Raw genomic sequence first — 25,872 nt, forward strand, 5'->3', positions numbered from 1 at the left:
TTTGAGGAGCCTGGGATCAGAACATTTGACGCCAAACCCTACTGCGGAGCCATCTCCTGCACGCGGGCAGCAATGGCCTCTGCCATCTCCTGAGTGCCGACGGGATCCCCTGTGGCCAGGTCATAGGTGACCTGCTTGCCCTCGGCGATCACCGCCTGCACCGCCGCCTCCACCCTTGCGGCAGCCTCCCGCTCTCCTAGGTAGCGCAGCATCATCGCCCCGGAGAGGATCAGAGCGCAGGGGTTGACTTTGTTTTGGCCGGCATATTTGGGAGCAGAGCCGTGAATGGCCTCAAAAACCGCAATGCCGTCGCCAATGTTGGCTCCTGGCGCCACCCCCAGCCCGCCGATCATCCCCGCGCACAAGTCGGAAATGATGTCCCCATAGAGGTTGGTGAGCACCAGCACATCGTAGAGCTGCGGCTTTTGCATCAGTTGCATGCACATGTTGTCCACGATGCGATCTTCAAACTCGATGTCGGGGTACTCCTGGGCCACCTCCCGCGCCACCTGCAAAAACAAGCCATCGGTGAACTTCATGATGTTGGCTTTGTGAACTGCCGTCACCTTCTTGCGGCCATTCTGGCGGGCGTACTCAAAGGCAAATTTGACAATGCGGCGGCTGCCGAAGTCCGAAATGGGCTTGATGCCAATGGCGGATCCCTCGCGGATGGGTTTGCCGGAGAGGCGCATCATTTCCTCCCGCGCTTGGATGGCTTCCGGCGTGCCCCGTTCAAACTCGATCCCGGCATAGAGATCTTCAGTATTTTCCCGCACCACCACTAGGTCAATGTCTTGAAAAGGGCTTTTGACACCGAGCATGGATTTGGCCGGGCGCAGATTGGCGTAGAGATCCAGCTCCTTGCGAATGGCTACGTTGACCGAACGAAAGCCAGTACCTACGGGAGTGCCAATCGGCCCTTTGATCGCCACTTTGGTTTCCCGAATGGACTCCAACACCTGGGGTGGCAAGGGGGTGCCGTATTTTTCAATCACCTCCACCCCTGCCTCTACCGGGATCCATTCGAACCGAACCCCAGTAGCCTCCAAGACCGTGGTCATCGCCTTGGCCACTTCCGGGCCGATGCCATCCCCAGGGATCAAAGTCACACGATAGGCCACAGATGCTTCTCCTCGCAGTGTCAACGACAGTGCAAAAACTCCGTCCTGCCGGCGTGAGAGGATCCCTCCACCAGACAGGTTAGAGAACCGGGAACCCTTGAGCTTAAACGACTATAGAACAGGTTGAGACTGAAAATGCTGCGTCTGCTACCTCAGAAAAGGGGGGGCTAGCCGCAAGATCGGGGACTCGGCGGCAGAGGGACTCGCAGCTCTACAACTGTGCCACTGCCAAAGCGGCGATTACGCCAAGCAATGCTTGCCCCGATCAACTCGGCTCGGTAGCGCATGTTGAGCAACCCGTGTCCATAGCCAGACGGCTGGGCGGGATCCACCCCACTCTTGGACGCCGGCATACCACAGCCATCGTCGATGATCTTCAGCTCCAAGTGGGTGTAGGGAGCGTAAACTACCCGACCCTGACTGCTTCGCAGTACAGGGCGGGCTTTCGGTAGCCCTGCAGTTGGCAAGCCAACCACGAACCTCTAGGCTGGTTTACGACAGCCCCCAAGAGCGCAATCACATTCGCACCATTCAAATCCGCATCCCCTTCCCATCCACAGTGCCCACACTTGAACGACTTGCCACTGCGGTAGGATTGCGCAGGATCGGGATGGATATGCAAACACCGGTGGCAGGTCTGCGACGTGTAGGCGGGCGGCACAAGAATCAGAGAAACCCCTGCAACCCTCGCCTTGTACTCCAGAAACTGACGTAGTTGGTAGAACGCCCAACTGTTGGTCCTACGCCGCTCGGCTTTGCTGCGTGGCTGTTGATTGACCCTTTCCCGGATCCCTGTCAGGTCTTCCAGAGCAATAGCGCTGTTGGTAGCTTTTGCCCTAGAGACAATAGCTTTGGAGATGCGATGATTGACCCACGTTTGAAAGCGTCTCTCCTTGCCAGACAGCCGTTGCAACAGTTCTCTGCATCTGCGCCGCGAACTGCGTGTGCCCTTACTGGCTTTGCGTTGGAGTACCGCCCTCAACCGGGAGTAGTGGTCGCGGACTCTGTTCAACTGCTGTCCATTCCAGTTGTCCCCCTCTGACGTATGGGCAATATCTGTCCTTCCCAAGTCCACCCCGATCACCTTGTCGGTATCTTGTTGCTTGGGTGGTTTTTTCTCTACGCAAATCTGGATGGAGTAGGAGCCATCCTTCCGCTGGACTAGGGTGGCCGATTTGGGGTTAGAGCCAGCCAGCATTCCCCTCTGGTAGTTACCAATGGCTAGCTCAAAGCGTTCTCTCCCTTCAACCGTGGTCAGCGACACCGTCCAGTCTTTCTCGCGGAATGAAAAGATACGTGCGTCGTAGGTAACGAACCTACGCTTGAACTCTTTAACCGGACGGTTGCGCTGTCTCGCCACTTTGCGAGCGCCGGCCACCCGTCTGCACACCTGTTGAGCCAAGTTACTGGACAAGCCGAACCGGGCTCGAATCTCGTAGTAGCAAAGGGATTGCAGTTTGACCGCGTTGACGATCTTCTCCGGCGTGTTCTGGTTGACCCAGTTCAAGGCTTGGCCAAAAGCCTCCATCGTCGCGTCCAATTTGGCGGCTTGCGACTGGGACGCCTTGAGCTTACAGGAGACGTTCAGGACTTGGCTCATAAGTTCATTGTACTTCATCAAAGCGCATTCCTCCCGGCACTGACCCTACGGGTACAGTGCGGGGCTCCTGCGATTTCTAGCTGAGAAGAGAGCAGCACCAGTTCTTGGACAATTTGGTTTGCAGCCTGTAGCTGGCCTAGCAGCATGGGATCCCATCGCGGCAGCGGTGCGGAGCACTTTCAACAGAGGCAACCGAAGGCTTAACAGCAAGAGATAAACTTCCATCAACAAGAAACCAACTTCTGCACAGCCTCTAACCGCCCCAAGGCCCAGCCCCGCCGCTGCAGAAGCGCAAAAGATTGCAGCAAATCCGGCCCCTCTAGATCTCCTGTCAGGGCGGCCCGCAAACTCTTCATCAGCAGGCCCTTTTTCATGTTCTGGGCTTTGGCCACCTGATCCACCAGCGGTTTTAAGCTGTCCGCCGAAACCTGGGGCAGCTCGGCAGCAGCCAACGTGGTGGCCATTGCAGCCATAGCCTCTGCCACCCCAGGCAGGCGCAACTGTTCCAGAGCTGGCAACGTGTAGCAGAGGGGCTCCTGAAACAAAAAGCGGCTGAGCGGAGGAGCTTCTGCCAGGTGGTCGATGCCATCGGCAATCAGGCGGGCCACATCTTCTAACCAGGTGGGATCCGGCACCTCGGAAAGGTCAAACCCTGCCGCCTGCCAAAAGGGGGTGAGCCGCTCCACCAGTTCTGGCGGAGAAAGCCGCTTGATGTACTGGCTGTTGATCCAGTTGAGCTTGTCCCAGTCAAAGCGGGCAGCCGCACGGTTAACCCGGTCAAAGTCGAACAGCGCAGCCGCCTTTTCCAAAGAGAAAAGCTCTTCCCCATCCGGGGGCGACCAACTGAGCAAAGCCAAATAGTTCTTGAGAGCTTCCGGCAAAAAGCCCAGTTGCTGGAACTCTGCTACCGAAGTTGCCCCATCCCGTTTGGAGAGCTTTTTCCCCTCCGGGTTCAGGATTAAAGGAGAATGGGCGAACTGGGGAGGTTCGTGGCCAAGAGCGCGGTAGAGCAAAATCTGCTTGGGGGTATTGCCGATGTGATCTTCGCCGCGAATCACATGGGTGATGCCCATGTCGATGTCATCCACCACCACCGCCAAGTTGTAGAGAGGGTAGCCATCCGCTCGGGCAATGACCATGTCTCCTCCCAAATCCTGGGTGTTCCAGGTAATGGGGCCGCGGATGAGATCCACCCAAGACACCTCTAGGGGCTCCTCGATTTTGAAGCGGATCACTGGCTGCCGCCCCTCGGCTTCGTAGGCTCGTCGCTGGGCTTCGGTGAGAAAGCGGTGGCGGTTGTCGTAGCGGGGGGCTTTGCCGGCAGCCTTCTGGGCAGCGCGCATCTCCTCCAGCTCTGCCTCGCTGACGTAGCAGCGGTAGGCCAGCCCTTGATCTAGAAGCTGCTGCACCACTGCTTGGTAGCGCTCGATGCGCTTGGACTGGTAGACCGGCCCTTCGTCCCAGTCTAGGCCCAACCAGGCCAGGCCCGCCAAAATGTTGCGGGTGTAGCGGGGCAAAGAGCGGTCGCGGTCGGTGTCCTCAATGCGCAAAATGAACCGGCCACCGTGGCGACGGGCATACAGCCAGTTGAACACTGCCGTCCGGGCGGTGCCGATGTGCAGATTTCCAGTTGGACTGGGGGCAATGCGAACACAAACACTCACAGGTCTAAGGATCCCAAGCAGAGTATCCCGATCCTAGTCGGCGGCGAGATCCTTTGTCATGTTGGCCCTCCATTGGGTTGCAGGCGGTTGCCAATCGAGGCATTTCGAGTAGAATCCGCCTTAGCTGCCGGTCAAAAGGTAGGCTTCATGGGGATCCAAGTCAATGAGCAACGTTCAAACCCCGCTTTTTTCCGGTATTGAGGAAAAGCTGTAGCGCAGGAGGAATCCCAGCACATGCGTCTGACTTCGGCCATTCTTCTGGGTTGTCTGTCCGCCGGGATCCCGATTGGATCCGCCTTGGCCCAAATTGCCTATCCTTCCTATCCGGTGGGAGATGCCCTAGACAGGATCCTGTTGGATACAGGTAGGAATGTGGATCCGGTCACTTTCCCTGAGGAGGTGGTACGCTCCCAGGCCCGGCAGACCACCGCCTTCTTCACCACGCTGCTGAACCAACGCACCAACATCCCACCCCTGCGCTCGCTAGATTTGCCCAGTCCCTATCAGGCTTCGGTTCGTACCCAGGCCGGGTACTACCGCGTGACCCAGACAGAGCCCGTTTTGGATTTTGAAATCTTGCGCTAGGCAGGGCAGGTATTCGGGGCCTGTTCCAGCGCCGGCCTGTTGCTGTTGCCAAAACGTTGTGTATGAAGCTCCGTTCTACTGCTGCGCGGAAGAAAGCTAGCTAGGGCGGTGGTTGTGCCCTGGTCGGCGTGGCGGAAAGGGCAGTGACTGCCTGGCGGTTGCCTTAAAGCTGTTCACCCAGGAGGGCATGGTTTTTCTCAGCGAAACAGCTCCCTGGAGAGGCGCTCCGCCGGCGCAATCGGACAAGAGGGAACTGGGGAAAGTTGTGTTTGTGAGAGCCTTCATCCTATGGCCCGCTCGCGCGGACGGTAACTGCCTCTCCGGTCAGCGAAAAAGCTCGCGTGGCGGTAATGCGCACCGGCACCAGGGATCCCTGCAGTTGCTCCGGATCCCCTTCAAAGAACACCAAGCGATTGCCGCGGGTACGCCCCATTGCCTGGCGGGGGTTTTTCGGGTTGGGGCCTTCCACCAGCACCTCTTGCACCTGGCCTAGGAGTCGGGCACTGCGGGCGGCGGCCACCTCGGCCACCAGTCGGTTCAGCCGTTGCAGGCGGTCGCTTTTTTCCTCCTCGGGCACTTGGTCGGGCCACTCAGCGGCGGGGGTGCCGGGACGAGGGGAGTAGGCGGCGGTGTTCACTTGGTCAAAGCCAATGTCCTGCACCAGTTGCAGGGTTTCTTGGAACTGAGCTTCGGTCTCTCCCGGGAAGCCGACAATGGCATCGGCGCTGATGGCCGCTTCGGGCATGTATTGGCGGATGAGCTGGATGATCTGGCGATAGCGCTCGTGGGTGTAGCCGCGCCGCATCCGCTTGAGCACTTCGTTGCTGCCCGCCTGGAAGGGGATGTGGAAGTGCTCGCAGACTTTGGGCAGCTCGGCGCAGGTGGCGATCAGCTCCTCGGTAAAGTAGCGCGGGTGGCTGGTGGCAAAGCGAATCCGTTCAATGCCTGCCACCGAATGGACGAAGCGCAACAAGCTGGCCAGGTTGGTTTTCGGATCCAGATCCCGTCCGTAGGCATCGATGTTCTGCCCCAGCAACGTCACCTCTCGATAGCCTGCTCTGGCCACGTCTTCGATTTCGGCGCGGATGGCCTGGGGCTGGCGGGACTGCTCTTGCCCTCGCACCCGCGGCACGATGCAGTAGGTACAACGCTCGTTGCAACCGTAGATGACATTGATCCAAGCAGTGACCTGGCTGTCGCGGCGGGGCTTGGTGATGTCTTCTGGGATCTCAACCGGCTCGGTGGCCACCACCTGGTTTCCGGCTTCCACCTGCGCCAGCAAATCCCCAAGGCGGTTCACGTACTGGGGGCCCATGACCAGATCCAGCTCAGGGACGCGGCGCAACAATTTCTCCCCCTCTTGCTGGGCCACACAGCCGGCCACGATCAGCTTGATGGCCGGGTTCTTGCGCTTGCGCTGTGCCTGGATGCCCAGGTAGGAATAGACCTTCTGCTCAGCATTGTCGCGGATGGTGCAGGTGTTGTAGAGAACTAAGTCCGCCTGCAACTCATCTTCGGTGGCCACATACCCCAGGGACTCCAGGATCCCGGCCATGCGCTCGGTATCGGCGCGGTTCATTTGGCAGCCGAAGGTGATGGTGTGGTAGGTGGGAGCAGCCATGGGAAGAAACAGTACGAAGAACCACCATCTTCGAGCTTAGCGGATCCTTAAAATGGCTGAGGGGTTTGAGACTGCAACAGTTAATCTAGCTAGATAGAAATTCCTACACCGGCAAAGGCTCATGTTGCCCAAGCATCGTCCCAAGCAACTGTCGCTGGGCCCTCTGGAGTCGGAAATCTTGGAGATCCTCTGGGATCTGGGCAGTGCCAGCACCCGTCAAATCCACGAGCGCATCTTGGCCGATCCGGATCGGGAGCTGGCCTATGCCTCCGTGACCACAGTTTTGCAGCGCTTAAGCCAGAAGGGCTGGGTGAGCTGTGAGCGCCGCACCGATCCCCAAGGGCGGAATCTGCCCATGCTGTGGCGGCCTCGTCTTTCGCGTCAGGAAGCGGCCAGCCTCAGGGCCTTCACCCACCTGCAGCAGTTTTTGGCTGTAGGGGATCCCGATACGGTGGCAGCCTTTGCCGATAGCCTGGATCAGGCCAGTGTGTCCCAGTTGCAGGCGATTGCCGAACGGCTGCGGGCAGCCCGTCAAGCCAGGAGGGATCCGCGATGAGCCACTTGGGCATGTTACTGCTGGGCTTGGGCCTCAGTTGCCTGTGGCGAGCCCAGGTGCGCCTGGACAGGAGTGGGGGATGGGGCCGACGTTGGCAGCGGGCTTGGATCCACTTCTTGCTGCCCCCGCTGCTGTTGCTGACCACTGCTTTGGCCTTGGCCTGGATGGGGCCGTGGGGACAAATGGCCGGGGTGGGGGGCTGGTTCTGCTACGGCTGTGCTCTGCTGTTGCTGGCCGTGGCCGGCGGCGTGGCCTTGCACTGGATTTGGGAATACTGGCGCTCCTATCGACGCGCCCACCTGCAAGCTCTGGCCCAGGTGGATTTGCATGGCTCTCCGGCCTATGTGCTGGATTTGGAGATCCCTTTTGCTGCCCAAGTGGGGGTGTGGAATGCCCAGTTGGTGGTCAGCCGCGGCCTGCTGGAGCAGTTGGATGATGAGCACTTGCGGGCCGTAATCGCCCACGAAGAGGCCCATCGCCACTACCGCGATACCCTGTGGATGTTTGGGGTGGGCTGGCTGCGACGCCTCACCGGCTGGCTGCCCAACACCGAGGCCCTCTGGCAGGAATTGCTCACTCTGCGGGAACTGCGGGCGGATCGCTGGGCGGCCCAACGGGTGGATCCCTTGCTGTTGGGAGAGGCCCTGCTGCAGGTGGTGGGCTATGGCGTGGTGGAGCAACCGGCGGCGGCCTGGGTTGGCTTTGCAATGGCCGTGAGTTCAGACTCAGGGCAACGGCTGCAGGAGCGTATCGATGCCCTGCTGCAGCAGGCAGAGTCAGGGCCCGTCGATCCCCTACCCCATTCTTCTTCCATTCGGGGTTGGGCCTGGTTGGGGTTGTCCCTATTGCCTTTGCTGGCGATCCCGTTCCATACCTGAAGATTGACGGCGATTCCTCAACCAAATTGTCCTTGGGTTGGGGAAGCGAGCTTGAAAAAAAAACACCAGTTGACGCCCAAAGCCTGAGATCTGCTTTGCAAGCAGAATGGGATACTCTAGGTCAGGTTTTCTGGACTTCTAGGGACTTACAGCAGTGCAAACCAACTCTTCCCTTTCTGAGGCGACCGGGTCGGCGTGTGATCCCCTTACGCGGGCGCAGATCCTCATCGAGGCTTTACCCTACATTCAGCAGTACCAGGGCCGCGTTATTGTCATCAAATACGGCGGCGCAGCCATGGTGCACCAAGAGCGACGGGCCGAGGTGCTCCGAGACATCGTCTTTCTGGCCTGTGTGGGGATCCGCCCGGTGTTGGTGCATGGGGGGGGGCCGGAGATCAACAGTTGGCTACAAAAACTGGACATTCCCTTCAAGTTTGTGGATGGCTTGCGGGTTACCGATGCCGCCACCATGGAAGTAGTGGAGATGGTGTTGGTGGGCAAGGTCAACAAGCAGATCGTCCAGCTCATCAGCTTGGCCGGCGGATCGGCGGTGGGGCTGTGCGGGCGAGATGGCAACTTGATCAAAGCGCGATCCCAGGGCCGGGCAGAGATCGGCTTTGTTGGGGAAGTGAGCAGCATCAACCCCCAGTTGCTGCAAACCCTATTGGAAGGTGGACAGATTCCGGTGATCTCCAGTGTGGCTGCCGATGAGACGGGCCAAGCCTACAACATCAACGCCGATACGGTGGCGGGAGAACTGGCGGCTGCTCTGGGGGCAGAAAAGCTGATTTTGCTCACCGACACCCCTGGCATTCTCAAAGATCCTCAGGATCGCAGCTCTCTGATTACGTTGCTGGATATCGAGACGGCCCGCCAGCTTATCCAAACAGGTGTGGTCAGGGGCGGCATGATCCCGAAGGTGCAGTGTTGCATTCGCGCCTTGGCACAAGGGGTACGGGCAGCCCACATTCTGGATGGGGGATCCCCTCACTCTCTGCTGCTGGAGATTTTGACCGATGCCGGGGTGGGCACCAAGCTGGTTCCTTCTCAGTTTTCCGCTCAGTTGGAAGGACTGAACAACGGATCCCGCTAGGCTTCCTTGATGAAGCGCAGGATCTCCCGCACATGGCCGAGAAACTGGCTATCCACACTGAGCTGAGCCACAGCTTGGTGGGTCTCCTGGCGCAATTGCCTGTGCTCCAGCTCGTTGCTGGCCCGGAACTGTTCCAGTTGGGCCTTGAGCGCGGCCAGCTCCTGCCGTAGGTAGCGCCGGGTTTCTTCCTCTTGTTGGGCCCAAGAGCCAGGTTTGCCGGGATCCCATTGCTCCTGCAACTGCTCGACTTGGCGCTGCAACTGCTCTAGTCGTTCCGCCAGCTCGAGGGCATCTTCGCGAGGGATCTGGATTTGCCCTTGCAACTGGGCCAAGCGGTCGGCCAAATACTCGTAGCCCCGGATGGCCGGGCGCAGAGCCGTTAACAACACCGCAGCCACGGCGCTGGGGTAGCCAATGGGGGTGACTTGCCCAGCGGCCAAGCCATAGAAAGCCAGAGCCGACAGCCCATGCAGGGCAATGGCTATGCGCAACGACCAGCGGCTGAGCTTTTGCAGGAAGGCAAACGTCGAATCTTCCACCGGGATCCCTCGTTCCTGAGACACGACCGCCTCCTGCTGAACGGCCTTGGCCTGAAAGTAGAGGTTCCAGGGAAGGGTGACGATCACCACCAGCCACCAAAAGCTGGCGATCCCAATGGCCCAATCGGCCAGCTCCCCAATGGGTAGCCCAAAAGCCCGCAGCAGGACAAACAGGATCCCGCCGCCGATCAACAACAGCAGCCCCGCCACCCAAACTGGGAAAGAGATTTTCGAGTAAGACACGGAGTAAGAGGTTGAGTAAGACATTGCCGGTTTCTCCTCATCAAGCTGCCTACAGCCTGCCCGAACCGAGCGGCCAGAAGCTCCTGAAGCGGCCAGTTTTCCGTCCGTCCCAGAGCCATTAGGGGTGCAGCTATAGCCATTCCCAGTGGCGAGGAAACCCTTGCGGATCCCAAACTCCCTCTCCCTCAGGGAGAGCGCTTAGAGTAGATCAGTGCTCTCTATGAGTTGTCTTTGTTGTTCTCGGGTGTAAGCCTGTGAGCCTTGCCGCCTCTCCCCCCGATACCGATTTAAGTAGGGATCCCCGCCCGCGGCGAGCCAGCGATTGGCGGCTGCTGCGGCTCCTCTGGCCCTACGCCCGTCGGCACCTGAAGCTACTGTTGGCCGCCTTGGCCTTTCTGCCTCCCTTGGCGCTGGCGGATGCGGTGCAGCCCTTGATTCTGCAGCGGGCTCTGGATGGCCCCATTGCCCGAGCGCTGGAACGAGGTGAGGCCGGGATCCTCTCCGACCTTTGGCCCTATGTGGGTCTGTTGATCCTGACGGTGCTGGTTCGCTGGCTCTTCCAAGCCCTGGAAGGGTATGTCAGCCAAAAGCTGGGGCAGTTGATGACCCGCGACATCCGCGACGATCTCTTCGCCCACATTCTGGCCTTGCCGGCTCAGTTTTTCGACCGCACCCCGGTGGGCAAGTTGATCACCCGCATCACCAGCGACGTGGAAGCCTTGGGGGATGTCTTTTCCACCGGTGCCGTCGGCATTGTCAGCGACCTGTTTACTCTGGGGGTGATCGCGGTGGTCATGCTCAGCCAACGCTGGGATCTGGGCTTGCTGCTAATCCTCATCGTCCTGCCCATCAGCGCTGTTGTCCTCGAGTTGCAGCGCCGCTTTCGGGATGCCAACTTTCGCGTGCGCGAAGAACTCTCCAAGCTGAACTCCTGGATCCAGGAGAACATCTTGGGCATTACCGTGGTGCAACTGTTTCGCCGGGAGCGGCTCAATAGCGAGATTTTTCAAACCATGAACCGCCGCTACATCCGGGAAGTGGATCAAACCATCCTCTATGATTCCGCCCTTTCTGCCGTTTTGGAGTGGGTGTCTTGGCTGGCCGTGGCGGCTTTGCTCTGGGTGGGCGGGCAGCAGGTGATGTCAGCCGGTAGGGGCTCACTTGGAGGGGGATGGACGGGATCCCTGCCCCTGCCCAGGGAACCCCTCACCTTCGGTAGCCTCTACGCCTTTATTCTCTTTTCGCAACGGTTTTTCAACCCGCTGCGGCAGTTGGCGGAAAAGTTCACCGCCCTGCAGGCGGGGTTCACCGCCGTCGAGCGCATCGATGCCATCCTCAGCCTGCCGGTCGCCATCCGGGATCCCGCTCAGCCCCGCCACTTGCCCCCCAATGCCAGAGGAGAGGTGCAGTTCGAGCACGTCTGGTTTGCCTACAACCCCGGGGAGTGGGTGCTCAAAGACCTCACCTTCACCATCCGCCCCGGAGAAAAAGTGGCCCTGGTGGGGCCCACGGGAGCCGGGAAAAGCTCCATCATCCGCTTGCTCTGCCGTCTCTACGACGTAACCCAGGGATCTATTCGCATTGACGGCGTTGATATTCGGGATCTCCCCCAGGCTGAGCTGCACCGCCACCTAGGGGTAATCCTGCAGGATGGATTTTTGTTTTCCGGGGATATCCAGCAAAACATCACCCTAGGAGAGAAGGCAGATCTAGCGGCAGTGGAGCAGGTCGCCCGCCAACTCAACCTGCATGACTTCCTCCGCAATTTGCCCCAAGGCTACGCCACCCCTTTGCGAGAGCGGGGCAGCAACCTCTCCAGCGGCCAGAAACAGCTTATCAGCTTTGTGCGGGCCATGTGGCGGGATCCCAAAATCTTGGTTTTGGACGAAGCCACCGCCAGCCTGGATGTGGGCACCGAAGCCCTCCTGCAATCCGCTCTAGACACCCTGCTGCGGGATCGCACCGCCCTGATCATCGCCCACCGCCTTTCCACCATCCGCGATGTGGATCGCATCTTGGTTCTGCAGCGGGGGGAACTCAAAGAGCAGGGATCCCATGCCGAGCTCATGGCCCTCAGCGGGCTCTATGCCAGCCTCTATCGGCTGCAAGATCTGGGCGGCTAGCAGGGTGCTTCTGCCCAACCGTCAGCGACTGGCGCCAAAGCGAGACCGAATTGCCTTTAGGGTGGTGAAGCTGGCATCCGCGAACGCGATGCGAGCCTTGCAGAGTAACAGATTGCCGTTATCCACGGCAGTGTCTCTCAAGCTGGCCAAACCATCGCTGGCCTGCACCAGGGCACGGCGGCCCCAGCTAGAGAAATTTTTGCTGAGGGTGTTGATCAAGCGTTCCATAGGGATTGGACATTCCGCTCCTTAGTCTTCCACCTAGCCTACTCCCCCAGCCGCAGGTATCCACAGAGGGCCATCAAGAAAATTGTTTGTTACAGATTGTTAAAAACTTGCCGTCAAGCCGGCAGACTGGCTATGATAGGCCCCAAGTTTGGCAAGCAATTCAAAGAAAGCGGTTAGCCATGAATCATCGGCCAGAGGTAGTGGAAGGCACAGAGTCCAAGCAGAAGGTGACCCTGTATCTCTCACCTGAGCTGCACCGGAATCTGAAGATTCGGGCTGCCGTGGAGCGGGAGCCGATGTCGGCAGTGGCAGAGAAGGCCATTACCTTCTATCTGCTTCACCCAGAGGTCATTGAAGGGGTACAAGGTAGCGCCTATCGTGTCCATCAATGTCCCAAGTGTAGTCACCCATTTGTTATCCGCGATGGAGAGGTGGTTTCCCTGCACCAGACATCGGCTGCCGAAGCCATCCTTGAAGAGGTGGAGCCAGAATACTGGGGATCGGCTGCTGGCTCGGAAGAGCAACGGCAGGATGCTCTGGTACCCTGCTAGAACGCTCCCAAGCGGGCCCCCTTCAGGAACTTGAGCTGATAGGAGCAGACAGCAACACAGAAGGCTTCTAAAATCCTCTCAAAATCCATCCAACAAGGGCGTACTCCCAAGTGCAATCCAATACCTAGGCAACTCGAACCCCATTTTTCAACCGTTCTGGCGGCTCCTGAAATTTCCCCTCTGCAGTTGGTGTTTCCCATGCAAGAGCTAAGCATCCTCATTCAAGCTCAATACCCACTGCTGTACCTGCTGACTCCAGAGGAGGAACGGGCAGAAGCGGCTCTGGCAGCAATTGCCCGCACCCTTAAGCCTCAGCGTCGCCTATTCATTTGGACAGTTACCCACGGCATCGTCGAATACGGCAACCCCCGCAGCCTCACCCAGCACAACACCCAATCCCCCCAGCCCGCCATCCAGTGGGTAATGGAGCAAAAGGATCCCGCGATCTGCGTCTTCAAAGACCTACATGACTTCTTGGACAACACCGAGGTGAAGCGCTGGCTGCGGGATGCTATTGCCAGCCTGAAGGGATCCCACAAAACCATCCTGCTCATGTCGCCGGTGCAGGTGATCCCGGTCGAGCTGGAGAAAGACATTTGCGTAGTGGACTTCCCCCTGCCGGACATGGCCACATTGGAGCGCGCCCTCAACCGCCAGCTGGAGCAGATCCCGCGCTCCCTGCCTTTGGCTCCTGATACCCGCGAAAAGTTGCTCAAGGCGGCCCTGGGCCTAACGCAGGACGAGGCAGAAAAAGTCTACCGCAAGGCTGTGGTGATGCATGGTCGCCTCACCGAGGCAGAAGTAGACATCATCCTCTCTGAGAAGAAGCAACTGATCCGGCGCAACGGCATTCTCGAGTTTATCGAAGAGGACGAGACCATCGACGCCGTTGGCGGTCTGGAAGAGCTGAAGCGCTGGCTGCTGCAACGTTCTGAGGCCTTCACCGAGCGGGCCCGCGCCTATGGACTGCCCCAACCCAAGGGTATGCTGATCCTGGGCGTGCCTGGCTGCGGTAAGTCGCTGATCGCCAAGACCACTGCCCGTCTCTGGGGCCTGCCCCTGCTGCGTCTGGACATGGGCCGCGTTTATGATGGCTCCATGGTGGGCAAATCGGAAGCGAATCTGCGCAGTGCCCTGCGAACTGCTGAATCTCTTGCCCCTGCCATCCTTTTCATCGACGAGCTGGACAAAGCCTTTGCTGGATCAGCAGGCTCCAGCGATTCTGACGGGGGCACCTCCAGCCGCATCTTTGGCTCTTTCCTAACCTGGATGCAGGAGAAGCGCTCGCCGGTCTTTGTTATGGCCACCGCCAACCGTGTGGACCGTCTGCCGGGCGAATTCTTGCGCAAGGGCCGTTTTGACGAAATCTTCTTCGTGGACTTGCCCAACATCAACGAGCGCATCGAGATCTTTCGGATCCACCTGCAGAAGCGGCGGCGCGATATCAGCCGCTTTAACCTGCGCCAGCTAGCTGCCGCCTGTGAAGGCTTCTCCGGCGCAGAGATCGAACAAGTTTTGATTGCTGCCATGTACGAAGCGTTTGCCCAGAACCGCGAATTTACCCAACTGGACATTTTGGCAGCAACGAAAGCAACTCAACCGCTATCTCGCACCATGACGGAGCAAGTGGTAGCGTTGAGGGAATGGGCCCAGCAGCGGGCTCGGCCTGCAGCGGCCTCTGTAGCCGAGTACCAGCGGCTGGAGTTCTAGGAGGAGGTGAGGATCCAAAGCTACCTTGACAGAAGCAGGGACGGCAGGGCCCAAACCTTCCCCAAAGAACAGTGCCCATTGTTTGTGTCGATGTTCCAACCCCTATACAAAGGAGAGAAACACCATGTCTCATTTTAGCACCCTGCGTACCAAAATCACTGACGGTCAAGTCCTGATCAACTCTCTGCGCGATCTCGGCTACACCGTTAAGCTGAACGCCGACGTGCGTGGCTACAACGGCCAGCGTGTTCGCGCTGACATCGTGGCTCAGTTGGAAGGCGACTACGATCTGGGCTGGTCGAAGAATCCCGACGGTTCCTACGACCTGATTGCCGATTTGTGGGGCGTGGCCAAGAAGCACAACCAGACCGAGTTGATCAACTCCATCAACCAGAAGTACGCCGTCAACAAGACCTTGGCCGAGGTGAAGCGTCCTGGCCTGAACAACGCCAACGTTAAAGTGGTGGTGCACTAAACCGGATCCTGTCTCGCCATCGCTGCAGCGATCTACACCGACTAAAGTTAGTAGGGGCTGAATCCAGCCCCTACTTTTTGGCTTGGTTTTTGGATTGGAGGGGCTGCGGCCCGAAGGAGGAACCTACGCTTCTGTGAGAGCGGCAATGCCGGGCAGCACTTTGCCTTCCAATAGCTCCAGGCTGGCTCCGCCACCGGTGGAGATATGGGTCATTTTGTCGGCCAGGCCCACTTTTTCCACGGCAGCCACCGAGTCTCCCCCGCCGATGATGGTGGTGGCTCCCGCTTGAGTGAGATCGGCCAGGGCGCGGGCAATGGCTTCTGTGCCCAGGGCAAAGCGGTCGAATTCGAACACGCCCATTGGCCCATTCCAGACCACGGTTTGGCACCCCTGCAGGGCAGCCTGGAAGGCTTTGATCGATTCCGGGCCGATGTCCAAGCCCATCCAATCCTCGGGGATGGCGTGGATGGAAACGGTCTGGGCCTGGGCATCTTTGTCAAACCTATCGGCTACCACCACATCCACCGGCAGCAGCAGCTCCACCCCCCGCTCTTTGGCTTTTTCCATCAGGGAGCGGGCCAGATCCAGCTTGTCGGTTTCCACCAAAGACTTGCCGGTTTGGATCCCTTGGGCTTGGTAAAAGGTAAAGATCATGCCGCCGCCCAGCAGGAGCTTGTCCACTTTTTCCAGGAGCCGCTCAATGACGCCGATCTTAGTGGAGACTTTGGAGCCGCCGATGATGGCCGCCAAGGGGCGCCGCGGATTCTCGATGGCGCCCGAAAGAAACTGCAGCTCCTTTTCCACCAGGTAGCCGGCCACAGCAGGCTGGAGGTAGGCGGTGACGCCGGCAGTAGAGGCGTGGGCGCGGTGGGCACTGCCAAAGGCGTCGTTGACGAACAGGTCGGCCAGTGAGGCCAACTTGCGGGCAAATTCCGGGTCGTTGTCCTCCTCTTCTGGGTAGAAGCGGACGTTTTCCAGCAGGGCCACCTGGCCGTTTTCCAGGCGGTTCACTACCGCCTCGGCCTCAGGGCCGATGCAATCGGGGGCAAAGGCAACCGGCTGGCCCAGCAATTGAGAAAGACGGGTGGCTACGGGGGCCAGGCTATTGCCCTCGCGGGCGACCTTAACCGCGCCTGTCTCTTTGTCCTTCTTGACGGGGCGGCCCAGGTGGCTGGTGAGGATCACTTTGGCGCCTGCCTGGGTGAGGGCCTGGATGGTGGGCAGGGAGGCGCGAATGCGGGTGTCGTCGGTGATGTTGCCCTGGGGATCCAACGGGACGTTGAAGTCGGCGCGCACCAGCACGCGCTTGCCGTTTAAATCAAAGCCAGATGACAGCAGGGATCCCAGTGTTTGTTTGGCCATCGTTGTTTTCCCCCGGACTGCAGAAAATCTTTATTTTTTCTTCCGTATGTATCCTACCAGCGATTGGGATCCCGGCAGTGAGACAGATGGGCTTCGGGATCCCCTTGTTCCGCTGCTTTTGCTGGGTCGGCCTTCCGTCTGCCCCTTGGCCCCGGCAATTGTAACGGTTTGCAAATAGAATAAAAATGTTGCTTTGTCGTTACCCTCATGCGTGTTGCCATTGCTGGTGGCGGGCTGGCCGGGCTGGCCTGTGCCAAGTATCTCTGCGATGCCGGGCATCAACCGCTCCTCTTTGAGCGGCGGGATGTTTTGGGTGGCCTGGTGGCTGCCTGGAAAGATGCCGACGGCGACTGGATCGAGACGGGGCTGCACAACTTTTTTGGCGCCTACCCCAACACGTTGCAGCTGTTCCGGGAGCTGGGCATCTCCGATCGCCTGCAGTGGAAGGAACACAGCTTGATTTTCAACCAGCCGGACAAGCCGGGCACCTATTCCCGCTTTGACCTGCCGGATATTCCCGCTCCTTTCAACGCCATTGTCGGCATCTTGCGCAACAACGACATGCTCACCTGGGGGGAAAAGGTGAAGTTTGCCCTGGGGCTGGTGCCGGCCATGATTCGCGGCCAGCGCTATGTGGAGCAGATGGATCGCTATAGCCTCTTGGAATGGCTGCGGCGGCAGGGTATTGACGAGCGGGTCAACACCGATATTTTCATTGCCGTCTCCAAGGCCCTGGCCTTCATCAACCCGGAGGAGATCTCGGCCATGGTGCCCCTGACGGCCTTGAACCGCTTTTTGCAGCAAAAAGATGGCTCTAGGATTGCCTACCTAGACGGCGCTCCCCCAGAGCGGCTCTGCCAGCCGATGGTGGACTACATTGTCGCCCGTGGGGGGGAAGTGCATTTGAAGGCGGCGTTGCAGGACATTCGTCTCAACCTCGATAACAGCGTGGCCGGGTTTTGCTTAGCCACCCCCTCTGGGCCGGTGGAGGTGACTGCCGATGCCTATGTCTCGGCCCTTTCGGTGGACGCGCTCAAGGAGCTGCTGCCGGCGCAGTGGTGGGGGATCCCCTTTTTCCAAAAGCTGCGTGAACTGGAGGGGGTGCCAGTAATTAGCCTGCAGATCTGGTTTGACCGCAAGATTACTCACATCGATCACTCCTTGTTTTCCCGCTCGCCGCTATTGAGCGTGTATGCCGACATGAGCAACACCTGCCGGGCCTATGCCGATCCGGAGCGGTCCATGTTGGAGCTGGTGCTGGCTCCGGCTGCCGAGTGGATTGATCGCGGCGATGAGGAGATCTTTGCCGCCACGCTGGAGGAACTGAAAAAACTCTTTCCCCAGCACCTTACCGGCCCCAACCCCGCCCGCGTGCGCAAGTGGGTGGTGGTGAAAACGCCGCGCTCGGTCTACAAGGCTACCCCTGGCAGACAGCAGTATCGCCCCACTCAAGTTACCCCTATTCCCAACTTCTTCTTGGCGGGCAGCTACACCCTACAGCCCTTCCTGGGCAGCATGGAGGGGGCCATCCTCTCCGGCAAGTGGGCGGCGGAGGCCATCAACAAGGGGATCCCATTTCAACGCGCTTCTGTCTCGGCCTCAACTCTGGCAGCTGCGGGGGTCTAGCTCTCCGCCGTCCGCCTCCTATGCCTTTTGAATCTTTCTTTTCCCCACAACCTCTTCTAGGCTATCCGCGGCGTCCGCTTTCCCGTAGTGTTGATATGTGCCCTCGCCGTTCCTCTTCCTTCTCTATCCTGGCCCTGTGCTCCTGGAGATAGCCAGATGAGTCCGCTTGAGCAATCTTTTGCCCTCTGTCGCCAGATTACGGCCAAGCACGCTAAGACTTTCTACCTGGGATCCCTGCTCTTGCCCCAGTCCAAACGGCGGGCCATCTGGGCCATCTACGCTTGGCTGCGGCAAACCGATGAGTTGCTGGATGGACTGGAAGCCAGCCAGGCAGAGGTGGAGGTCACCCGCAGCAAGCTGGAGCAGTGGGGATCCCATCTGGAGTCGCTCTTCCAGGGAGGCGAGCCGCAAGTCCCCACGGACCTCGCTTTGATCCACACCATCCGCACCTACCGCCTTTCCATCGAGCCGTTTCGCGAGATGCTGCGGGGGCAGAGCATGGACTTGGATACGCGGCGCTACGCCACCTGGGAGGATCTGCGGGTCTACTGCTACCGCGTGGCCGGGGTGGTGGGGCTGATGTGCTCGGAGATCATGGGGTTTGTGCCGGGCCGGGATGGCCGCGAGGAGGCGGTGGCGCTGGGGATCGCCATGCAACTAACCAACATCTTGCGGGATGTGGGAGAGGACGCCCGCCGCGGGCGGATCTACATCCCCCTGGAAGATCTGCGCCGCTTCAACTACTCCGAGCGGGACCTGTTTAACTATGTTATTGACGAGCGCTGGATGGCTTTGATGGACTATGAGATCCGGCGGGCTAGAGAGCTCTATGCCCAAGCGGAACGGGGGATCCCTACCCTGCAGCCGGACTCCCGCTGGCCGGTAGCCGCTTCCTTGATGCTCTACCGGCAGATTCTCAACGCCATCGAGCGCAACCACTACCAGGTTTTTCGCACTCGCGCCTACGTATCCACCCTAAGCAAGGCGTTGGCGCTGCCGGTGGCCTGGTGGCGGTCGCGGCGCTCCAACTACTACGGTTACTAGTAGGGAGCAGCAAGCAGTTCCCCACGGCCGCGGCAGCAGAAAACAAGAAGACCTCTAATACAGCGAAGAAAACCTATGGTAAGCCGTGCCCTGACCCTACCCTATCAGCGAATCTGGGAAGACAGTTTAACCATCTTCTGGCGCGACTGGCTGGATCTGCGGGGGCGAGTTTGGCAGGTGGTGGCCTCGGGGCTGGTGGCTCCCCTCATCTACATTGTTGCCTTTGGGGTGGGCCTAGGGGGATCCCTGCGGGCCGAAGCTTTGGCCGAGGTGGCCGGATCCACGGCGGCAGGTTCTTATTTGCGCTTTATCTTGCCGGGGATGGTGGCTCTTTCAGCCATGACCATCAGCTTTGCCGGCACCACCTTCTCCATTTGTGGATCGCGGCTATTTACCAAGAGCTTTGAAGAGCTGCTGCTGTTGCCGGTGCACCCCTTGTCTTTGCATCTGGGCAAGGTGCTGGCGGGCATTGCCCGCGGCCTGCTGACGGCCTTGGGGGTGTTGGCGGTGGGGGTGCTGGGTACGGGGGCCTGGGGCCTGCTTCACCCCTTGTCGCTGTTGGTTCTACTTTTGGATTGCGCCGTCTTTGCCGGCATTGGGGTAATTGCTGGCTTGAAGGTGCCCAGCCTGGAGAGTGTGGGCGTGCTAACCAACTTTTTGATTACGCCCATGTCTTTCCTAGGGGCCACCTTTTTCGATCCCGCCCAGTTGCCGACCTACCTGCAGGTGCTGGTCTATTGCCTGCCCCTTTCCTACGCCAGCATTGGCATGCGGGCAGCCGCCTACCAGCCGCTTGCGGAGTTTCCCTGGTACACGGTGGGAGTTTTGGGCGGCTTGGCGGTAATCCTGGCTTTTGTGGGAGCTTATCTGTTTTCCCACCAGCAGGACTAGCTGCCCTTGCCAAATACTTCTGGGTAGCGAGCCAGCTGCTCTTGCAAATCTTGGTTGTAGCGCAGAACAAGCACGCGGTAGCCCCGTCCCTGCAGCTGCGAGCGCAGTTGGCGATCCCGTTCCGCTTGGGCAGGCTGGTCGTGGACTGGGCCATCGCAGAAGATGCAGATGTTGGGGCTGTAGAAGAAGTCAACGACGCAGTCGGGATCGGCAATGGCTTTCTGGGCATCCTCAGGCAGCCGATACCCTCCTGCTGCCAGCGTTTCGAGAAAGCGGCGCTCCAGTTCAGAGCGAGGGTCCAGGAGCTGGCGCAGCCACTCCAGGTGCTCTTGACGGGAGCGGCCCAGGGAGCGCAGCTCGGTGCGGCTGTTGGCCAGCAGGCCCAAAAGATCCCGGATCTGATAGCGGTCAAGCTGCAGCGCTTCCCGTTGGTTGGCATAGCTGAGCAGGCATTCGTAGCAGGCTGCTCGGCATTCGGGCCACAGGTCTTGGATCCCGGCCTCTGAAAGCTGGAAGTGACAGATCTCCAGCGCCACTTGGGCCACTTCCGCTAGAGCCTGGGGCTCTTCCACCAGGCGCCGCAGGACGCCAGCGCCCCCTTCTGCTGTTTCGTAGAAGAGCATGGCCTGATGGGATCCCTGGCCGATGCACTCGGCGGCCAGCTCTGTCTCTTCTAGCTCAAAGGTCTCTTCGATCCCTCGCTTGAGGGCATAGCGCAGGGTGGTCTCCAGGGCCTGCGGATTCTCCACCCCTGGCTGAACTAGGCGCACCAGCAACAGGTTTTGGGTACTGCGCACCGCCAGGCGAATGGACTGCAGGGGGACTGGGTTGGACGAGCCTGCCCTGTTCCGCTCAAGCTGATCTCGCGAGGGAACTTCCCCATTTTCAAAGTTGACCAAAAAGCCGCGCCCTCCACTTCCCCGCCAGCCGTGGTTGATGCGTAGCAGGGTGGCCGCCGGGGCATAGCGCAACTGCAGCAGGGGAGTTTGTCCGCTCAGCACATCAGCTTCTTGGACGCGGTAGCCAGAGCTTTCGGGAGCAAACTGGAAGAAGGTCTGCAGCTCGTAGCCTTGCCGCCGCCGCTCCTCTTCGTCAGCTGTGATGCGATCCCGCCGCCGCATGCGCACATTGGGCATTTCCAGAAGCTGGGTAAAGAGGCTGTTTTGCCCATCGAACTGGGTGCCGCAGACGGGGCAGCAATCCAGGTGGGGATCGGCAAAGGCCCCACAGCTAAAACAGAGCTTGTGGCTACTTTTGCGCTCCTCCAGGCCGCCGGGCGGAGCCTGAAACGCCACTGCTTCCCACTGGCAGCCCTCATGGTAGAGGAAGTTGTGGGGAGCAAACTCGCGGATAGCCAAAAAGCGAGGCCGGGCGATGAACTCGCCCTCGCTGCCGCGGGGCACCCAGGCCCGCACCGGCAAGGCAGGGAAGTTGTAGCCGGGCAAGAAGCCTTCGCTAGCCAAATAGCGGTAGGGATAGAAGTCGCTTTCCTCCCGCTGGGTTCCAATCTGCAGCAGCAAGTTGCGCTGGCGCAGGGCTTCTTGCTGGCGGCGCTCGGCTTCCTGTTGGTCTTTCTTTTGGCGAGTCGTCTGGAGCTGGCGGTTAGCGGCTTCCAACTGCTGCGTGGCAGCCCGATAGAGCTCTCGCCAGCGATCGAAAGCTCGGTCAAAAGCCTGGGGTGCCTCTTCAATGACCTGCTGAAGCCAGCGCTCGCTAAACCAGCCGCTTTTATCTAGGAGTTGGCGATCGGCGGCCAGCAGCTTCTGCACCTGCTCCTTCACTTGTTGGCGGGCAGACTCCTCAAGTTGGATTTGCTGGGCCACTGTCTCCCTGAGGGGCAGCTCTTCCCGATCCGCGTCGATGACGGTTTCAATGGAATTGCCTAGGGGCAGGCGCACCTGAGCCAACCAAACGGCGTGGATGTGAGCGCGCAGCAGCGATTCGTTGGCTAGATCCAGGCGGGGAGGGCGCACGCGACCGGCCACCATCTCGGGGCGGCGGCGGAAGTAGTACTGGTCGTGGCTATTGAAAGCCCCGCAATAGGTGATGATGAGTCCCGGCTGCCCCTGGCGGCCTGCCCGACCGCTGCGCTGGGCGTAGTTGGCGGGTGTGGGGGGCACGTTGCGCAGATGCACCAGATCCAAATCGGCAATATCGACCCCCAGCTCCAGGGTGGGCGAGCAGATTAGGTAGGGAAGGCGGCGATCCCTCTCCTCGCCGCGAAAGCGCTTTTCTCGCCGCTCCCGCTCCCCTAGGCGAACCACCTGAGCCGTGTGCTCTCTGGCCTCCAGGGATCCCAGCCCTGCTGCCCCGGCCTGGTAGAGGCGCTGGAAAAAGAGATTAACGGGGCGGCGGGCAGAGGAGTAGCCGCTCTGCTCGGCCCGGCGGGAATACAGAGGATCTGGCGGCGGCGAGCCATCGCCCAGGCACCAGCGCAGACAGCCAGCGTTGAGCTGGTAGGCTTCCTGGCCATTCTCCGAGTGGCGCCGCAGCAGGTCGTAGCTAACTAGGAGAGAAAGCAGGGATCCCAGAAGCTCGTCGTAAGCTTCTCTGGTCAGCTCGAGATACTTGATGAGAAAGCGCCCAATAGCGCTGCGGTGGCCCAGGCTGAAAGTTGTTATGTCCTTTCCGTCGCAGCTTTGGCGGGCAAACCAGGTGGCCGTCCGCAGCTCGTCGTACTCTTCTAGGCCCCAAAACTCGTTGAGATGTTGCTCGGCCCGCCGGCGCAGCGTTCTCTGGGGTTCTTTCTCGAGCAGACGGACATCGATGGCCAATTTCCGCCGAAACTGATCCAATACGGCCCGCAGCAGGCCCTCTCGCTTGCCAACGGTTGCTTGGCCAAACCAGGGGTGAAGGGAAGCCAGGGCAGGGCTTTGGCAAAGCTCTTCGAGCCCGCGGTATTCGATTTTCAGCAGCCCCACCTGTTCCAGGTTGGGATGGGTGACCCGCCAGCCGCGCCGCAGATCTTCGTAGAGACGGTATTCTGTCAGGTCTGTAAAGGTCTGCCAAACGTCCTGAGCAAGGGAAGACTGGGGATCCAAATCGGGGTTTTGGGTAATGTCGGCAAGGCTCAAGCCTGAGGCCTGCACCACTGCCGGGGCTACCTCTGAGAAGTCCAGCTCTTTTTTCTCCTGCAGGGCAGCATAGAGCGCGGCCCGCAGAAGGGCCACATGCACAAAATCGTTGAAGTGGCCGGCCTGCAGGGAGGCGTCCTGGCGGTTGTCGGTAAAAGTCAGCAGCTTGCTGCAAGCGGCCTGGGTTTGCTCGGCATGGCGCAGCAGGGAGGTGGCAAGGATGGTGGTGGCGCTGGAGCGGCCTTCGCTGGAGAGGGAAGCCAGCTTGACAAACTCCCGCTCGCGGCCACTGTAGTACTCGCCGCAGGCCAGGCACAGGGAAAAGGGGTGGGGCTGCCACCACATCTTCTGCGCCTCCGCCTGGGGGTACTCGGAAAAGGAGCCATCCGGGCGCACCCAGACGGCTTGGGGGACGCGCTTTTTCCAGTGGGGTTTGAGCCGGTTTTCAGGGGTGTACCAATCTTCCGGGATCTGCTCCAGCGACCACTCGTTGTCAAGAGGATCCAAGCTGAGGTAGCCGGCCTGCTGGTCTTCGCCTTCCTCAACCTCTTCCCCCAGAGGATAGGGCAGGAAGTGAGTCTTTGACCTGAGGACGTGGTAGTAGTCCTGGCCACAGTGGCGGCAGAACTTGACGGGGAAAAACAGCTTTCCTTCCCCTGCTTGCACTTGTCCTTCCAGGGAAAATTGCCGCTTTTCCCGACTTTCCAGGGTGGCATAGAGGGTGCGGCCCTGGGAGATAAACTGGTGCAACTTCAAGGCCGGGCCGCGGCTAGAGCCCTCCCGCAGGCTGCTGGGGTGGGCCAGAAACTGGCGTAGGGACTCGGTGCAGCTCTCAGGGGTAGTGCTGGTCAGCTCTGCCAGTTGGGCGGCCACCTTGGAGAGCTCCCTGGGCACGCGGCGCTTGAGGCTGCCGTCAGGACTCTCCAGGCCCAGCTCGTACTCCAGCCAGCGCATTAGGGGGTGGCGGCGCAGGGTGGCCAGGTCTGTTGGCCAGGGCGGATCGAGGGCGTTCTTTAGCTCTGCTGGGGTGGGGGGGCCGCCTTCGCTGAAGGGAGCCAGGGTTTCTTCAATAACATCCTCCAGCTCAAAGCAATGGCCGAAAAAACGGCTGGCAAAGGCGGCTACAGTCTGGCGGCGCTCCTGGGCGTCGGCTTCTGGTCGGGAGATCATGGTGGCGCTGGTGCCGATGTGAACCAAGTCCTTGGCGGCGCAGCGTCCCTTGAGGCGGCGAACCAGCATCGCCACATCGGCCCCCTGCCGGCCTCGGTAGGTGTGCAGCTCGTCAAAGACCAGAAAGCGCAGCCCTCCCATCTCGGGATTCAAAAACCGCTGATCTTCAGGACGAACCAGGAGGAGTTCTGCCATCACATAGTTGGTGAGCAGAATTTGAGGTGGATCCCGCCGTAGCTGGTCTCGTTCGTTTTCCGAAGTTTCCCCGGTGTATCTGGCAAAGCGCAGCGGAAAAGGGCGATGGTAGGCGCGCTCGTAGCGCTCGCGCAGAGTTTGTAAAGACTGGTATTGGGAGTTAACCAGGGCGTTCATGGGATAGACCACCAGGGCCGTCACCTGGCCCAGGGATCCCCCCTGGCGAATCCAGTTGTCAATGATGGGCAAGAAGTAGCAAAGGCTTTTGCCAGAGCCGGTGCCGCTGGTAACGACAAAACTCTTGCCTGCTAGGGCCTTGGCAACAGCTTCCTCCTGGTGGCGGTAGAGGCGGAAGGGTCTGCCATCCTCAAAGCGGAAAATGCGGGCTGTTTCTTGGGCAATGCGCCCCGCCTTGGCCAACTCGTCAACGGTTGGACCAGATACATAACTAGGGCTGAGCTGGAGGAGGGGTTCTGGCCAGAGGTGGATCCCTTCCTCTAGAGCTTGATTCACAAAGGCTTGCGCCCGTTGGTCGCCAATGAGAAAAAAGGAGCGGACAAAATCGCGATAGTCGTCCAGAACAGTGGCGTGGAGATCAAAGATGGTGGACATCGAATCTGCCCTTAAGGCCCGCTTGGTTAGCTCAAGCCTAGCTTGAAGATGCCGCAAGTGGTGTTTGAAACCGCACCCACCAAGATCTACGGCCCGCTGAACGGCAAAAAGATATCTCCGAAGTGGGATCGGCAATGCGCCAGCTTCCCCCACACCTCCAGTACCCGCCGACGGCTGCAGCGTTCTCCGAATGCAGGAACCAGAATCCCTTGCCTTTAGGCAGGGGGTATGTCAAGAGAAAACTGGTCTGCAGAAGGCCACCTCTGCCTCATGGACGAATAACCCGCAATCCTAGATGCGCCTCGTAGCCATCGAAGTCACTGTCGTGGTGGAGGAGCGGAACATTGTTCTCAATGCACCAAGTGGCAATCAAACTGTCTATTGTTTTGCGCACCGTCACGCCTTTGCGACGCAACAAGCGAAAGTTCTGCGCACTTTTCACCGCCAGGGAGGGGTTAACCATTTGCACCTGATGCAATTTCACCAGAGCACAGCGAGCCTGCTCGAAATCGGCATCTTTGCGAAAGCCCTGCAAGACTTCTGCCAAAATCAGGTCGCCCACCAGGATAAGAGTTTGATCCAGGGCCCAATCCAGATAGTCGGTGTGAAGCGATGAAATGCCGTTGAAGTAATCAATCCAGATGGTGCTGTCCACCAGGATCATCCTCAGTCCTGCAGGCACGACAGGCGTTGCTGCTGCAAATTGCCCTCCCATTTCAACTTGCCGCGTAAGTTGCGGATCTCAGCTTGCTCGTGTAGGCGAATCAGGACACGCAGCGCTTCGTGAATCACCTCGCGCTTGGTCTTGAGGCCGGTTACCTGGCGGGCACGCTCGATCAGGTCGTCATCCAGGACGATGTTGGTGCGCATGAGGAGCCACTTGTGTGTATAGAAATGCAGATCTATGTGTA

At 59.6% G+C, this 25,872-nt stretch carries 22 protein-coding genes; 11 read left to right on the forward strand and 11 right to left on the reverse strand.

The window, feature by feature from the left end:
- Positions 1–38 precede the first annotated feature (38 nt).
- The 4 genes from ACVWY8_RS09670 to gltX form a co-directional block, all read right to left on the reverse strand.
- Positions 39–1,121 carry an isocitrate/isopropylmalate dehydrogenase family protein gene (locus ACVWY8_RS09670; protein ID WP_414330085.1) on the reverse strand — a complete coding sequence of 361 codons (1,083 nt, stop codon included), beginning with the start codon at positions 1,119–1,121 and terminating at the stop codon, positions 39–41.
- A gap of 167 nt (positions 1,122–1,288) precedes the next feature.
- A complete protein-coding gene (locus tag ACVWY8_RS09675; protein WP_457394321.1) occupies positions 1,289–1,597 on the reverse strand; it encodes an ATP-binding protein in 309 nt (102 codons plus the stop codon).
- A complete protein-coding gene (locus ACVWY8_RS09680) occupies positions 1,528–2,721 on the reverse strand; it encodes an RNA-guided endonuclease InsQ/TnpB family protein (protein ID WP_457394437.1) in 1,194 nt (397 codons plus the stop codon). The genes ACVWY8_RS09675 and ACVWY8_RS09680 overlap by 70 nt, the downstream gene beginning before the upstream one ends.
- A 224-nt stretch (positions 2,722–2,945) precedes the next feature.
- Entirely contained in the window at positions 2,946–4,385 is a 1,440-nt protein-coding gene (gene gltX / locus ACVWY8_RS09685; protein ID WP_457394318.1) for a glutamate--tRNA ligase, read from the reverse strand.
- Between the two features lie 234 nt (positions 4,386–4,619).
- Between gltX and ACVWY8_RS09690 the strand changes: the two genes are divergently transcribed.
- Entirely contained in the window at positions 4,620–4,970 is a 351-nt protein-coding gene (locus ACVWY8_RS09690) for a hypothetical protein (protein WP_457394315.1), read from the forward strand.
- 286 nt (positions 4,971–5,256) lie between these two features.
- Here the strand turns inward: ACVWY8_RS09690 and miaB are convergent, their stop codons facing one another.
- Positions 5,257–6,591 carry a tRNA (N6-isopentenyl adenosine(37)-C2)-methylthiotransferase MiaB gene (gene miaB / locus ACVWY8_RS09695; protein WP_457394313.1) on the reverse strand — a complete coding sequence of 445 codons (1,335 nt, stop codon included), beginning with the start codon at positions 6,589–6,591 and terminating at the stop codon, positions 5,257–5,259.
- Between the two features lie 121 nt (positions 6,592–6,712).
- On the opposite strand from miaB, the gene ACVWY8_RS09700 reads away from it, so the two are divergent.
- The 3 genes from ACVWY8_RS09700 (at position 6,713) to argB (ending at position 9,118) form a co-directional block, all read left to right on the forward strand.
- Entirely contained in the window at positions 6,713–7,147 is a 435-nt protein-coding gene (locus ACVWY8_RS09700) for a BlaI/MecI/CopY family transcriptional regulator (protein ID WP_414344770.1), read from the forward strand.
- On the forward strand, positions 7,144–8,025 hold the full coding sequence (locus ACVWY8_RS09705) for a M56 family metallopeptidase (protein WP_414423599.1): 882 nt from the start codon (positions 7,144–7,146) through the stop codon (positions 8,023–8,025). The genes ACVWY8_RS09700 and ACVWY8_RS09705 overlap by 4 nt, the downstream gene beginning before the upstream one ends.
- A 154-nt stretch (positions 8,026–8,179) precedes the next feature.
- A complete protein-coding gene (gene argB, locus ACVWY8_RS09710) occupies positions 8,180–9,118 on the forward strand; it encodes an acetylglutamate kinase (protein WP_457394311.1) in 939 nt (312 codons plus the stop codon).
- Here argB and ACVWY8_RS09715 read toward each other — a convergent pair.
- Complete coding sequence (locus ACVWY8_RS09715) at positions 9,115–9,924, reverse strand: hypothetical protein (protein ID WP_457397050.1); 810 nt, start codon at positions 9,922–9,924, stop codon at positions 9,115–9,117. The genes argB and ACVWY8_RS09715 overlap by 4 nt on opposite strands.
- Before the next feature lie 230 nt (positions 9,925–10,154).
- On the opposite strand from ACVWY8_RS09715, the gene ACVWY8_RS09720 reads away from it, so the two are divergent.
- Entirely contained in the window at positions 10,155–12,023 is a 1,869-nt protein-coding gene (locus tag ACVWY8_RS09720; RefSeq protein WP_457394305.1) for an ABC transporter ATP-binding protein, read from the forward strand.
- Between the two features lie 21 nt (positions 12,024–12,044).
- Here ACVWY8_RS09720 and ACVWY8_RS09725 read toward each other — a convergent pair whose 3' ends face one another.
- Positions 12,045–12,251 carry a hypothetical protein gene (locus tag ACVWY8_RS09725; protein ID WP_041436551.1) on the reverse strand — a complete coding sequence of 69 codons (207 nt, stop codon included), beginning with the start codon at positions 12,249–12,251 and terminating at the stop codon, positions 12,045–12,047.
- Between the two features lie 179 nt (positions 12,252–12,430).
- Between ACVWY8_RS09725 and ACVWY8_RS09730 the strand changes: the two genes are divergently transcribed.
- From ACVWY8_RS09730 to ACVWY8_RS09740, 3 genes are all read left to right on the forward strand, one after another.
- A complete protein-coding gene (locus ACVWY8_RS09730; RefSeq protein WP_041436554.1) occupies positions 12,431–12,802 on the forward strand; it encodes a hypothetical protein in 372 nt (123 codons plus the stop codon).
- A 198-nt stretch (positions 12,803–13,000) separates the two neighbouring features.
- Positions 13,001–14,512 carry a stress-responsive protein Ycf46 gene (gene ycf46 / locus ACVWY8_RS09735; RefSeq protein ID WP_457387285.1) on the forward strand — a complete coding sequence of 504 codons (1,512 nt, stop codon included), beginning with the start codon at positions 13,001–13,003 and terminating at the stop codon, positions 14,510–14,512.
- Positions 14,513–14,636: 124 nt separating this feature from the next.
- Positions 14,637–14,987: a DUF1257 domain-containing protein gene (locus ACVWY8_RS09740; protein WP_011433295.1), complete on the forward strand. Its 351-nt coding sequence runs from the start codon at positions 14,637–14,639 to the stop codon at positions 14,985–14,987.
- Between the two features lie 123 nt (positions 14,988–15,110).
- On the opposite strand, the gene ACVWY8_RS09745 is transcribed toward ACVWY8_RS09740, so the two are convergent.
- Positions 15,111–16,349 carry a phosphoglycerate kinase gene (locus tag ACVWY8_RS09745; protein ID WP_457394303.1) on the reverse strand — a complete coding sequence of 413 codons (1,239 nt, stop codon included), beginning with the start codon at positions 16,347–16,349 and terminating at the stop codon, positions 15,111–15,113.
- A gap of 207 nt (positions 16,350–16,556) precedes the next feature.
- Between ACVWY8_RS09745 and pds the strand changes: the two genes are divergently transcribed.
- The 3 genes from pds to ACVWY8_RS09760 all read left to right on the forward strand — a co-directional run bounded on the left by pds (position 16,557) and on the right by ACVWY8_RS09760 (position 19,910).
- A complete protein-coding gene (gene pds, locus ACVWY8_RS09750; RefSeq protein WP_011433297.1) occupies positions 16,557–17,975 on the forward strand; it encodes a 15-cis-phytoene desaturase in 1,419 nt (472 codons plus the stop codon).
- 156 nt (positions 17,976–18,131) lie between these two features.
- Positions 18,132–19,019 (forward strand): phytoene synthase, encoded by an 888-nt coding sequence (locus tag ACVWY8_RS09755; RefSeq protein ID WP_414388869.1) that lies wholly within the window; start codon positions 18,132–18,134, stop codon positions 19,017–19,019.
- Positions 19,020–19,094: 75 nt separating this feature from the next.
- Positions 19,095–19,910, forward strand: coding sequence for an ABC transporter permease (locus ACVWY8_RS09760; protein WP_414342371.1), 816 nt, complete (start codon positions 19,095–19,097; stop codon positions 19,908–19,910).
- On the opposite strand, the gene ACVWY8_RS09765 is transcribed toward ACVWY8_RS09760, so the two are convergent.
- From ACVWY8_RS09765 to ACVWY8_RS09775, 3 genes are all read right to left on the reverse strand, one after another.
- Complete coding sequence (locus ACVWY8_RS09765) at positions 19,907–24,961, reverse strand: DEAD/DEAH box helicase (protein ID WP_457394300.1); 5,055 nt, start codon at positions 24,959–24,961, stop codon at positions 19,907–19,909. The two genes, ACVWY8_RS09760 and ACVWY8_RS09765, sit on opposite strands and share 4 nt — an antisense overlap.
- Before the next feature lie 268 nt (positions 24,962–25,229).
- A complete protein-coding gene (gene vapC / locus ACVWY8_RS09770; protein WP_011433301.1) occupies positions 25,230–25,625 on the reverse strand; it encodes a type II toxin-antitoxin system VapC family toxin in 396 nt (131 codons plus the stop codon).
- Between the two features lie 2 nt (positions 25,626–25,627).
- Entirely contained in the window at positions 25,628–25,831 is a 204-nt protein-coding gene (locus tag ACVWY8_RS09775) for a type II toxin-antitoxin system VapB family antitoxin (protein ID WP_011433302.1), read from the reverse strand.
- Positions 25,832–25,872 lie beyond the last annotated feature (41 nt).

It is taken from the genome of Thermostichus sp. OS-CIW-32, assembly GCF_054060415.1.